The following is a 12,142-nucleotide window of genomic DNA, read 5'->3' on the forward strand; positions in this document are numbered from 1 at the left end:
CGGGGCCGTCCCCGCCCGGCAGCGCCCGCCGCGGCGGCTCCCGCCCCTTGTGCGTCGCGCCGGTTCGCGCGCCGGGCGGTTTCCCGCCGTCCGCGATCCGCCCTATGCCCGCCGCACGGCGGCGAGGAACTCCGCGGCGCGGCCGCGCAGGGCGGTGGACTGCTCGGCGAGGCCGCCGGCCGCGCCGAGCAGCGCGTCCGCCGCCTCGCCTGTCTCCCCGGCGGCGCGGCGCACCGCCTCGATGCGGCTCGCGACCGTGCCGGCGCTCTCGGCGACCTGCGCGGCGCTGCGGGCGATCTCGCGCGTCGTCGCGCCCTGCTGCTCGACCGCGGCGGCGATGGCGGTGGCGATCTCGGAGGTGCGCTCGACCGTGGCGCCGATGCCGCGGATGGCCTCCACCGCCTGGGTGGTCGCCTGCTGCATCCCGGTGATCTGCCGGGCGATCTCCTCGGTCGCCTTGGCGGTCTGGCCGGCGAGGCCCTTCACCTCGCTCGCCACCACGGCGAAGCCCTTGCCGGCCTCGCCCGCGCGCGCCGCCTCGATGGTGGCGTTGAGCGCGAGCAGGTTGGTCTGGCCGGCGATGTCGCCGATCAGGCGCACGACGTCGCCGATGCGCGCCGCCGCCTCGGAGAGGCCCTGCACCGTGGCGTCGGTCGCGCGCGTCTCGGTCACGGCGCGGCTCGCGACCTCGGCGGCCTCGGCGACGCGGCGGGTGATCTCCTCGACCGAGGCGGCCATCTCCTCGGCGGCGGAGGCCACCGCCTGCACCTCGGCGCTGGCGCGGTTGCCGGCCTCGGCCACCGTCGCCGCCTCCTTGCCGGAGGTCTCGGCGGAGCCGGCCAGCGCCTGCGCCGCGGACTGCACCTGCGCGGCGGAGGCCGCCACCGCCTCGACCACCGCGCCCACCTGGGCCTCGAAGCTGTCGGCGAGGCGCGCCTGCTCCGTCACCACCGACCAGGTGAGCATCGGGCCGACATAGCCGCCCGCGGCGTCGCGGATGGCGTTCACGTTCAGCTCCAGCGTCTCCGCGCCGAGGCGGATGCGCGTCTTGTAGGGGAGCTTCGTCGGGTCGGTGAGGATCGCGCGCACCCGGGCGGGGTCGCGGTGGAAGATGTCGGCGCTCTGGCCCTCCAGGGCGTCTGCCTTCACGGGCAGCGCATCCTCGACCCGGCGCAGGATCTCGACCGTGCGCGTGTTCACGTAGGTGATGCGGCAGGCGTCGCGCGGGTCGGCCATCATGACGCCGATCGGCATCTGCTCCAGCATCTGGCCGCGGGCGAAGGCGCGCCCCACCTCGCCGCGCAGCGTCTCGAGCGCCTCGGCGATCCGCCCGATCTCGTCGCGCCGGCCGCGGCCAGGCACCTCGAGCGCGGTCTCGCCCTTGGCGATGCGGGCGATGACCTCGGCGACGCGGCGCAGCGGCGCGCCGATCGCCCGCGCCGTCAGCGCGCCGGAGAGCGCCAGCACCAGCGCCACCGCGGCGCCGCCGAGCAGCACCGCGAGGTCCATGTGCGACACGGCGGCGGAGACGGCGGCGCGGCTCGCCTCGCCTTCCGCCTGCAGCGCCGCGCTTGCCTCCCCGAGCGCGCGCTCGAGGCGCTCGCCGGCGGGCCGCGTTCCCTCGGACTGCGCCGCGAGCACCGCCTGCGCGGCGGCGAGCATCTCCTCGGCCGCGCTGGCGAGGCCGAGCGCGGTCTCGCCGAGCCGGCGGAAGGGCGCGGCCGCCGGTCCGTCGCCGACCGCAGACTGGACGCCGCGCAGGTGCACGCGCGTCAGGGTCAGGCCGCGCCGTGCGCGCTGCGCCTGGTCCGCACTGTCCGTGGCGAGGAACGCCTGCAACGCGATGCGCATCTCGGAGACGGCGGCGTGGAAGGTCTGGAAGCGATCCCGGGCGTCGGTCCGTGCCTCCGGCGGAATGTCGTACTCGAGGGCGCCCTGCACCGCCTCCAGCGCCGAATCGTAGTCCCGCGAGAGCGGGAAGAAGCGGCTGTCGCGCCGCTCGATCAGGGTGCGGCGGTGGCCGACCAGCGTGCCGAAGGCGCGGTGCCACTCCTCGACCGGCGGCAGGGCCGCGAGAACCGCCTCGCGCGTCGCCGGGCTGGCGGCGACCGCGGCGGCGGACTCGACCAGCCGGCGAAGGGTGGCCGCGAGCTCTCCGGCCTCCGCCGCCAGGCGGTCCAGCTCGGCGCCGGTCTGCGCGCCGGCCGCGGCGCTCACCGCGGCGCGGCCGGCGGCGCGGTTGGCGAGCGCCTCCGCCAGTCTCAGGCGGGCCTCGATCGCGCGGCCCTGGGCGGCCTGCTGCTCCGCCACCGTCGCCGCCTGCAGCCGCACCAGCGTCACCAGACCGAGGATCAGCAGCAGGGCGAACAGGGCGGAAGCGGCCAGCTTCCGGCCGACGGACAGGTCGCGGAAGAAACGCATGACGGGGGAACTCCCTCGGACGACGCTCGATCGGCGGGGAGGAGAACCGGTCGCGCTTAACCGCTGATGAAGCGCCCGCGGCCCGCCCGCTGCGGCGACCACCGTCCGATGGCTGGGCGTCCCCCCGGCCGGCATCGCCGATGCCGTCGCTGTGGCCGCGCCGGGCCGCGGCCATGGCGCGCAGCCGCGCCGGGGCCGGCACGCAGGGGGGCTCGCCGCTGCGGCGGGACTTCGGCCGAAAAGCGCGACCGATGCGGCGGGCCGCGCATCGGGCCCCTCGCCGGGCGCCGCGATGCGCGCGATCACCGCCCCGGATGTCGTGTTCCGATGGTGGCCGAAAGGGATGGTGCGGCGCCCGGGACGATCCGGGACGCTCCGGAGATTGCGCTCGCGCCGGCCGCCGCCGCAGGATGCGCGGGCTGCCCGGCGACGGTCCCGAGCCGCTGCCGGCCGCACGCCGTCGCCGGCCGGCCGTGGCGCGGTGGCGGGCGGCGGCATGGGCGCGGGGCGACGCGCGGGGCCCTCCCGCGCGGCAGTGCCTGGGTGCGTTCCATCCTCGTTCGGGGCGGCCGGCAGCGCCGCGCGCGGCGTCGCGCGATGCGGGCCGCCTTGCCGGGGGCGGGCCGGGCGCCCGGCGCCATGCCCTTGCGGGCTGTAGAGCCGCGGGGGCGGCGCCGGCGCTCCCCCTCCGCGGCGCACCGCGATGGTGCGTGCTCGGCCGCGGACGGAGCGGGGGCGGCGACGCGATCGGCGGCGGTGGGGACATGGCGAAGCGAGCCGAGTGCAGGATCGAGGACATGGCGTTACCGGCCGTTCCGGTGCCCTTCGCGGGCGAGGGGACGCGGGTCTCGGCCGCCGACCCGTCGGCCGCCCTGCTGCCGGCGTCCGCGCGCGGCGTGCTCGCCCTCGGGGCTTCGGCGGCTTGACCGGCGGGGACCGGCCCGCCGCGGCCGCCGCGATCCCGGGCGAGGCGGCGCCGCCCTGGCACACGCTTGAGCCGGAGGCGGTGGCGGCGCGGTTCGGCACCTGCCTCCGGACCGGCCTGACCGCCGCGGAGGCGAGGCGCCGCCTCGCCGAGCACGGACCGAACCGGCTGCGCACGCAGCCCCCGCGCGGGCCGCTCGCGATCCTGGCGCGCCAGTTCGCGGACGTGATGGTCGGGCTGCTGGTCGCCGCCGCCGTCGTCGCCGGCGCGATCGGCGAGGCCGTGGACGCGGCGGCGATCCTCGCGATCGTCGCGCTCAACGCCGTGGTCGGTTTCGTCCAGGAGTACCGCGCCGAGCGGGCCCTGCTGGCGCTGAGGTCCATGGCCGCGCCGCGCGCGACGGCGGTGCGCGACGGCCGCGTCGTCCCCTTGCCGGCGGCGGATCTGGTGCCGGGGGATGTGGTGCTGCTCGAGGCCGGCGCCGTCGTGCCGGCCGACCTACGCCTGGTCGAGGCGGTGCGGCTCCACGTGCAGGAGGCGGCGCTCACGGGCGAATCCCAGGCGTTGGAGAAGGGGACCGAAGCGCTGGCCACGCCCGGCCTGGCGCTCGGCGACCGCGTCAACATGGCCTATGGCGGCACGATGGTGACGCGAGGTCGCGGCCGCGGCGTGGTCGTCGCCACCGGCATGGCGACCGAGTTCGGCCGCATCGCGGACCTCCTGTCCGCCACCGGGGACACGCGCACGCCGCTGCAGCGGCGGCTCGCGCGGCTCGGCAGGCAGCTCGCCCTCGCCGCGATCGTTGCCTGCATGGTGGTGTTCGCGCTTGGCATGCTGCGCGGCGAGCCGCCGGCGCTGATGTTCCTCACCGCGGTGAGCCTCGCCGTCGCCGCGGTGCCGGAGGCGCTGCCGGCGGTGGTCACGGTCGGGCTCGCGCTCGGCGCGCAGCGCATGGTCCGGCGCAACGCGCTGATCCGCCGCCTGCCGGCGGTGGAGACGCTGGGCTCGGTGACGGTCATCTGCTCCGACAAGACCGGCACGCTGACCCAGAACCGCATGCGCGCCGAGGCCTTCGTGCTGGAGGAAAGCGGTGCGCGGCACGGCCCGGTCGTGCCGCCGGGGGCGGCGCAGCGGGAGCCGTGGCGGTCCCTGCTCCGGGCGATGGCGCTCTGCAACGACGCGAGCGCGGAGGCGGACGGCCGCCTGGTCGGCGACCCGACCGAGGTCGCGCTCGCCGTGGCGGCGCGCGAGGCCGGATTCGGCCGGTCGGTCCTCGAGCGCGACGCGCCCCGCCTCGCCGAGCTGCCCTTCGACGCGGAGCGCAAGAGGATGACCACGCTGCACCGCGCGCCCGAGGGCGGGGGCCGGGTGGTCGCCTTCACCAAGGGTGCGCCGGAGTCGGTGATCGCGCTCTGCTCCGCCCGGCTGGCGGAGGCGGGCCCGGCGCCGCTCGACACGCCGCGCCTGCTCGCGCAGGCGGAGCGCATGGCCGCGGAGGGATTGCGCGTGCTCGCCTTCGCGCGGCGCGACTGGCCGGCGCCGCCGGAGCCCCTCGCGCCCGAGACGGCGGAGCGGGATCTCGTCCTGCTCGGCCTGGTCGGACTGATGGATCCGCCGCGGCCGGAGGCGGCGCAGGCGGTCGCCGAGTGCCGCGCGGCGGGGATCACGCCGGTGATGGTGACGGGCGACCATCCGCTGACGGCGCTCGCCATCGCCGGGCGCCTCGGGATCCTCGACGCGCCGGCGGACGGCGAGCGGCGGCACCGCGTGCTCACCGGGCAGGAACTGGCCGCCATCGGGCCGGAGGCGCTGGCCGAGCGGGCGGCGCATCTACGCGTCTATGCCCGTGTGGACCCGGCGCAGAAGATCGCCATCGTCGAGGCGCTGCAGCGCCGCGGCGAGGTGGTGGCGATGACCGGCGACGGGGTGAACGACGCCCCGGCGCTGAAGCGCGCCGACATCGGCGTGGCGATGGGGCGGATCGGCACCGATGTCGCGCGCGAGGCGGCCGACATGGTGCTGCTCGACGACAACTTCGCCTCGATCGTCGCGGCGGTGCGGGAGGGGCGGCGGATCTTCGACAACATCCGCAAGTTCGTGCAGTTCGTGCTGGCCGGGAACCTCGGCGAGTTCCTGGTGCTGCTCGTCGCGCCCTTCCTCGGCCTGCCGATCCCGCTGCTGCCGGTCCACATCCTCTGGGTGAACCTCGTCACCGACGGCCTGCCGGGCCTCGCGCTCGCCGCCGAGCCGGAGGAGCGGGACGTGATGCGCCGTCCGCCGCGCCCGCCGGCCGAGAGCGTCTTCGCCCGCGGGCTGGCGGCGCGGATCGTCTGGATCGGCCTGCTGATCGGCGCCCTGTCGCTCGCCGTCCAGGCCTGCGGGCTGGCGAGCGACTCGCCGCGCTGGCAGACGATGGTGTTCACCGCCCTGGTGTTCTGCCAGCTGTTCCAGGCGATGGCGATCCGCACCGAGCGGGAGTCGCTGTTCCGGGCGGGACCGGGCTCCAACCGGGCGATGCTGGGCGCGGTGCTGGGCGGGGCGGCGCTGCAGCTCGCCGTGATCTACGTGCCGTGGCTGAACGAGGCGATGCGGACGCAGCCGCTGACGGCCGGCGAGCTGGCGTTCTGCGTGGCGGTGTCCGCCCTCGTGTTGGTCGCGATCGAGGCGGAGAAGTGGCTGATGCGGCGCGGCGCGCTGCGCCACGGCGCGGCGCGGTGACGCGCCGGCCGCCGTGGCGCCCGTGGCGCGTCCCGCGGCTCAGCGCTCGCGCGAGACGGCTGCGGTCGAGCATGGCCCGCACCGCGCCGATCCCGGGCAGGAGCCGGGGCGCATCGAGCCGCCGAGCGCGTGCGCAAGCCGGCCGCTGCCGCGGCCGGGGCCCGCCAGCGCCACGCCGCCGGCAAGGCCGGGGTGACGCGGCGGCTCGCGCTCGACGGCGCGGGACCGCTCGCGGCCGCCGCGCTCGGGCCTGCCCGGGGCTTGCGCGGACTCGGCCCGCCGGTCCACCGATTCGGCCGTGCTGCACCTCATCAAGCTCTCGGTCGGGCCGCGCGACGTGGCCGAACTGCGCGCCCTCCAGGCGGAGCGGCGGCGCGCCGACCCGCCGCTGCGCCACCGGACCCGCATGTTCCCGCGCCGGGCGGCGGAGATCGTCGGCGGCGGCTCGATCTACTGGGTGGTGGCCGGCTTCGTCCGCGTGCGCCAGCGCGTCATCGACATCCGGGAGGACCGGATGAAGGACGGCAGCGCCTGCGCGGCGATCGTGCTCGATCCGGCGCTGGTGCCGGTGGAGGCGCGGCCGGTGAAGGCCTTCCAGGGCTGGCGCTACCTCGCGCCGGAGGATGCGCCGCCGGACGTCGCGGCGCGGCGCGCGGAAGCGCCGCCCGCGCGCGGCCTGGAACGCCTGCCGCCGCGGCTGCGGCGCGAGCTGGCGGAGCTCTGCCTGATCTGAGGCGGTGCCGGAACGGAACCGGCGCGCGCCCGCTACTCGATCCGCGGGAGGTGGGTTCGCGCCTGGGCGCCGCTCTGCCGGGGGCTGGCGAGGGACCGCGTCTGCACCAGTTCCAGCCCGTCCCCGGCGAGCAGGGGTGAGACCTCGTAGCGCTCGCCGGCGCTGTCGGTCCAGACGAGCTTGCCGAACTGGTAGCGCGCCCTGGCGCGCTCGAAGCCCGGGCTCAGCCCGTCGCTGAAGGTGCCCGGATTGCCGAGGTTGCCGGCGAGCAGGACCTCCGCGGTGCCCGCGTTCTCGTCCACGGCGAGCACGATCAGCAGCACCTCGCGGCCGAGCTGGTTCCACATCGTCCGGCCACCCCAGGCGCCGAGGAACCGGCCGAGGCCGGAGGTCGAGCGCGGCTGGGTCGGCGCGGGCAGCGCGGCAGGCAGCGGGATCTGCCGTTCCGCCGCGACGGCGCGGGCGCCGGCGAAGCCCGCGGCGGCGGAGGGCAGGGCGGCGGGCGCCGCCGGCGTGGCGGCCGGCGGCGGGGCCGGCTGGCCGCCCGGCGCGGCCAGGCGCTGGGGCTGGGCGGGTTCCGGCGCGGGTCGGGGCGCGGGCGGCGGTGCGGCGGCGACCGCCCCGCCGGCGCCCGGGCGCAGCACGACCTCCGTGATCAGCGAGGAATTGTCCCACGGGATCTGCTGGCCGCCGGTCTCCTGCACCACGCTCGCCCGCACCCGGGTCATCACCTGCCGGATCTCGAGCCCCGGCGTCGGCAGGTGCTGCAGCAGGGCGGCGGTGAAGGGGCTGTTGCGCCCGGCGCCGTCGAGAGCGACGGCGCCCGGGCTGGTCGCGAAGGCGACCAGGGTGCCAAGGTCCACCTGCTCGATCCGGGCCAGCCCGCGCCCGACCGAGCGCGTGCCCGAGAGCCCTCGGATCTGCGCCGCCAGGGGATTGTCGCGGCAGGCGTCGAGGATGAGGATGCGCACCCGCGCGCGCTCCATCGCCCGCGTGACGAGGGGCAGCGCGATCAGCTCGTAGTCGATGTCGCGCGCGTCGGCGACGCGGGCGTCCACCGGCATCAGGTAGTTCTCGCCACCGACCTGCATGCCGTGGCCGGCGTAGAAGAACAGGGCGATCTCGGCGCCGTCCGCGGCGCGGCCGAAGCGGCGCAGCGCCTCCTCGATCTGCGCGCGCGTGGCGTCGCGGACCAGCTCCACCTGGAAGCCGATGCCGCGCAGCGTCTGCGCCATGCCCTGCGCGTCCTGGCCGGGATTGGCGAGGCGCGGCACGCTGCGGTAGGCGCCGTTGCCGAGGACGAGCGCGACCCGCCCCTGCTGGGCCCAGGCCACGGCCGCGGGAACGGACAGGACCAGCGCGGCAAGGACGAGGGCAAACGCGCGCGCCAGGCGATTGCGCCGGCGGCCAGCCGGGCCGTGCGTGGCTGCTGCGGGCATCCCGATCGTCCTCCCCTCGCCTCGCTCCACATGGATTGCACAGAGTTAAGCCCGGCACCACGCCGCGGTCAGCCGGTTTTGCGCACTCTTCGCCGTGCCGTGCCCCGGACGTCCGGGGGCGGCGGAGTTCGGCGGCGGCTCTTTTCCCGGCAGGCCGCCGCACGACTGGCGGCCCCTTGGGCACGCCGCTGGGCCGGCCGGATCGCTCCGGCCGGCCCTTTTCTTTGCCTCGGATGCGCCCCATCGCCGCCGCGCGTGCCGTCGGCCCCGGTCGCGGCCCCGACGGGTGATCCGGCGGGGCTTTCGCCCTACGCTTCGCCCGGTCGGCGAGGAGCGGGGCGATGGCACGGATCGAACGGGTGGAGGCAGGGTATTACCGCATTCCCCTGCCGGAGGCGCTGTCGGATTCTACCCACGGCACGATCGCGGCCTTCGAGCTGGTGACGCTGCGCGTGCGCGACGCCGACGGCGCGGAGGGCCTGGGCTACACCTACACCACGGGCCGCAACGGCGCCGCGATCCACGCCGTCGCCGCACGCGAGATCGCCGAGCTCGCAACGGGCGCGGAGGCGGAGCGCATCGAGGCGCTGTGGCAGCGCCTGTGGTGGGCGCTGCACTACGGCGGGCGCGGCGGGCCGAGCGTGCTCGCGCTCTCGGCCTTCGACATCGCGCTGTGGGACCTGAAGGCGAAGCGGGCCGGGCTGCCGCTCTGGCTGCTGCTCGGCGGGCACGAGCCGCGCGTCGCCTGCTACGCGGGCGGGATAGACCTGCACCTCTCCGCGGCGGAGCTGGTCGCGCAGGCCGGGCGCACCCTCGCGCGCGGCTTCCGCGCCATCAAGATGAAGGTCGGGCGTGCCCGGCTCGGCGAGGACGTCGAGAGGCTCGCCGCCATGCGCGCGCATCTCGGCGCGGACTTCCCGCTGATGGTGGACGCCAACATGGCCTGGACGGCGGATGTGGCGATCCGCGCGGCGCGCGCCTTCGCGCCCTACGCCCCGCTCTGGCTGGAGGAGCCGGTGGCGCCGGAGGACGTCGCCGGCCATGCGCGCGTGGTCCGCGAGGGCGGGCTGCCGGTCGCGGCGGGGGAGAACCTGCGCTCGCTCTGGGAATTCCAGGCGCTGATCGCGGCGGGGGGCGTCAGCTATCCGGAGCCGGACGCGACCAATTGCGGCGGCGTCACCGCCTTCATGAAGATCGCGCGGCTCGCCGAGGCGCACCACCTGCCCGTCACCTCGCACGGCGCGCACGACGTGACGGTGCACCTGCTCGCCGCCTGCCCGAACGCCTCCTACCTGGAGGTGCACGGCTTCGGGCTGGACCGCTTCCTGGAGCACCCGCTCCGGCTCGAGGAAGGCCGCGCGGTGGCGCCGGAGCGACCCGGCCACGGGGTGGCACTCGACTGGGCCGGTCTGGCGCCGCTCGCGGCGGCCTGACGGGGCGGGCCGGGGGTGTGCTGCACCGCACGTCCGCCGGCCGACTCGGCATCGCGGACTTGAACCGGGCCCCCGGCGCGCCCAAGGTCCACGCATGGGCTCGGATGTTCCCGAGGACGGAGCCTGCGTCCCGACGGACCTCCTCCGGCGCCGCCCTGCCCCGGGCGGCGCCGGGGCAGTCACCGGCCCTGCCTTCCCATCCTTCGACGACCAGCACGGCGACGCGGCGCCCCCGTGGGCCCCGCGCATGATGGAGGACTGCGCATGAGCCTGGATTCTCCGGCCCGTTCCTGGCTGCTGGATCGCCTCACCGAGCGCCACGCCGAACTCGAGCGCGCGCTCGCGGAGGAGATGGAACGTCCTCGGCCGGATGAGGCGACGGTCAGGCGAATCAAGCGCGAGAAGCTCGCGGTGCGCGACCGCATCGCCGCGATCGAGCGGGGGGCGGTGCCGCCGGCCTGGATGATGGACGCCGGGGCGCCCAGGTCCGGGCAGGCGACGGCGCACGGCCAGTCGGCGTAGGTCGGCCGGCGCCCGGGCCGACCCGGCCCTGGCTCCGGACCGTGGCGCCGCCGGATCGGTCGGGCGGCCGCTGCCGCCGCGTGCGCGCCGTTCCGGCGCTAGTCCAGCGTCGCGCCGGAGCGGCGGACCACCTCGCGCCACCGCGCGATGTCGCGCTCGTGGACGGCGCGGAAATGCTCCGGCGTGTTCTCGGTGGGCGGGGTGATGCCCTGCTCCTCGATCAGCCAGCGCTGGAATTCCGGCGCGTTGATGATGCCCACGACCTCGGCGTTCATCCGCCGCTGGATCGGCTCCGGCAGGCCCGGCGGGGCGAACAGGCCGTACCAGGTGGTGCTCTCGAAGCCCCTCAGGCCGCAGGCCTCCTCGACGGTCGGGATGTCGGGCAGCGCGGCGACGCGGGTCCGCGTCGTCACCGCCAGGCCGCGGAGCTGGCCCTGGCGGATCGGCCCGATCGAGGGTCCGGTCTGGTTGAAGAACAAGTCCGCGTCGCCGCGCAGCAGCGCCTGCATCGCTCCCGGCTGGCCGCGATAGGGCACGTGCGTGAGCTCGACCCCGGCGGCGGTGGAGAATTGCGCCCCCGCCAGGTGCGTCGAGGCGCCGTTGCCGGTGGAGGAGTAGTTCAGCGCCCCCGGCTGCGCCCTCGCCGCCGCGATCACGTCCTGGCAGGTGCGGAACTGGGGCCGCTTCTCCGGATTGACCAGCAGCACGTTCGGCACGTCGCCGAGCAGCGCGATGTGGGTGACGTCGCGCAGCGGGTCGAAGGGCAGGGAGCGGTAGAGCGAGGCGTTGATCGCATGGGTGCCGGCGGTGCCGAGCAGGAACAGGTAGCCGTCGGGCCGCGCCTTCGCGACCAGGTCGGAGGCGATGTTGCCGCCGGCGCCGGAGCGGTTGTCCACCACGACCGGCGCGCCGAGCGTGCGGGAGAGGCGGTCGGCCAGGCGGCGGGCGTAGATGTCCACGCCCGAGCCGTTCGGGAACCCGCCCATGATGACGATCGGGCGGCTGGGCCAGGACTCGTTGCCCCCCTGGGCGCGTGCGACGGCGGGCAGCAGGGGCAAGGCCGCGAGGGCCCCGGCCAAGGCGCGGCGGCGGAGGCGAGCGTGGCGCATCGGGTCTCTCCTTCGGCGTTCGGGGCGACAGTGTAGTGCGCTAGGCTTGTCGCATGAACACGGCCCCTTCGCCGCCTGCCCCCCTGGTCCGGCCCGGCATCGCCCGCGGCGGCAAGGCGATCTACGGCGCGCCGCTCGGCATCCTGATGCTGGAGGCGCGCTTCCCGCGCATCCCGGGCGACATGGGCAATGCGGAGACCTGGCCCTTTCCGGTGCTCTACCGCGTGGTCCGGGGCGCGACGCCGGAGCGCGTGGTGCTGGGGGGCGCGAACGGCCTGCTGCCGGATTTCCTGGAGGCGGCGGAGGAGCTGGTCGCGCTCGGCGCCGAGGCTATCACCACCAACTGCGGCTTCCTGTCGCTGTTCCAGCGCGAGCTGGCGGAGCGCGCGAAGGTGCCGGTCGCGACCTCCGCGCTGATGCAGGTACCCTGGGTGCAGGCGACGCTGCCGCCGGGCCGGCGCGTCGGCGTCCTCACGGTCTGCGCGGCGACGCTGACGCCGGCCCACCTCGCCGCGGCCGGCGCGCCGCCGGACACGCCGGTCGCGGGCACCGAGGACGGGCGCGAATTCTTCCGCGTGCTGATCAAGGCCGAGAAGGAGGATCTGGACGTCGCCGCGGCCGAGCAGGACATCCTCGACGCGGCGCGGACGCTGCTCGCGCGGCATCCGGAGGTCGGCGCGCTGGTGCTGGAGTGCACCAACATGCCGCCCTACGCCGCGGTCCTGCGCGAGGCGCTGGGCCTGCCGGTGTACGACATCCACTCGATGATCCGCTGGTTCCACATCGGACTGCGGCCGCGGCGCTTCCCGCGCTGAGGCGCCTCGGCCAGGGCGCCGACGGGG

At 76.5% G+C, this 12,142-nt stretch carries 8 protein-coding genes; 5 read left to right on the forward strand and 3 right to left on the reverse strand.

Features of this window, described 5'->3' with window-relative positions:
- Positions 1 to 102: 102 nt before the first annotated feature.
- Positions 103 to 2,421, reverse strand: a complete 2,319-nt coding sequence (locus tag IEX99_RS08455; RefSeq protein WP_188899581.1) for a HAMP domain-containing methyl-accepting chemotaxis protein — start codon at positions 2,419 to 2,421, stop codon at positions 103 to 105.
- A gap of 922 nt (positions 2,422 to 3,343) precedes the next feature.
- On the opposite strand from IEX99_RS08455, the gene IEX99_RS08460 reads away from it, so the two are divergent.
- The gene (locus IEX99_RS08460) at positions 3,344 to 6,064 is read left to right on the forward strand and encodes a cation-translocating P-type ATPase (RefSeq protein WP_229677882.1); all 2,721 of its coding nucleotides are present in this window, start codon (positions 3,344 to 3,346) and stop codon (positions 6,062 to 6,064) included.
- A 298-nt stretch (positions 6,065 to 6,362) separates the two neighbouring features.
- Complete coding sequence (locus tag IEX99_RS08465) at positions 6,363 to 6,797, forward strand: DUF1489 family protein (RefSeq protein WP_188899583.1); 435 nt, start codon at positions 6,363 to 6,365, stop codon at positions 6,795 to 6,797.
- Positions 6,798 to 6,829: 32 nt separating this feature from the next.
- Here IEX99_RS08465 and IEX99_RS08470 read toward each other — a convergent pair whose 3' ends face one another.
- Positions 6,830 to 8,236 (reverse strand): caspase family protein, encoded by a 1,407-nt coding sequence (locus IEX99_RS08470; RefSeq protein ID WP_188899584.1) that lies wholly within the window; start codon positions 8,234 to 8,236, stop codon positions 6,830 to 6,832.
- A gap of 341 nt (positions 8,237 to 8,577) precedes the next feature.
- On the opposite strand from IEX99_RS08470, the gene IEX99_RS08475 reads away from it, so the two are divergent.
- Together IEX99_RS08475 and IEX99_RS08480 are read left to right on the forward strand one after the other, a co-directional pair.
- A complete protein-coding gene (locus IEX99_RS08475; protein ID WP_188899585.1) occupies positions 8,578 to 9,669 on the forward strand; it encodes a mandelate racemase/muconate lactonizing enzyme family protein in 1,092 nt (363 codons plus the stop codon).
- Positions 9,670 to 9,933: 264 nt separating this feature from the next.
- Positions 9,934 to 10,191: a YdcH family protein gene (locus IEX99_RS08480; RefSeq protein WP_188899586.1), complete on the forward strand. Its 258-nt coding sequence runs from the start codon at positions 9,934 to 9,936 to the stop codon at positions 10,189 to 10,191.
- A 98-nt stretch (positions 10,192 to 10,289) separates the two neighbouring features.
- Here IEX99_RS08480 and IEX99_RS08485 read toward each other — a convergent pair whose 3' ends face one another.
- Complete coding sequence (locus IEX99_RS08485; RefSeq protein WP_188899587.1) at positions 10,290 to 11,300, reverse strand: Bug family tripartite tricarboxylate transporter substrate binding protein; 1,011 nt, start codon at positions 11,298 to 11,300, stop codon at positions 10,290 to 10,292.
- Between the two features lie 53 nt (positions 11,301 to 11,353).
- Between IEX99_RS08485 and IEX99_RS08490 the strand changes: the two genes are divergently transcribed.
- Positions 11,354 to 12,115, forward strand: a complete 762-nt coding sequence (locus IEX99_RS08490) for an aspartate/glutamate racemase family protein (RefSeq protein WP_188899588.1) — start codon at positions 11,354 to 11,356, stop codon at positions 12,113 to 12,115.
- The last annotated feature ends 27 nt before the right edge of the window (positions 12,116 to 12,142 follow it).

The sequence above is a fragment of the Caldovatus sediminis genome (assembly GCF_014644455.1).
Lineage (GTDB): Bacteria > Pseudomonadota > Alphaproteobacteria > Acetobacterales > Acetobacteraceae > Caldovatus > Caldovatus sediminis.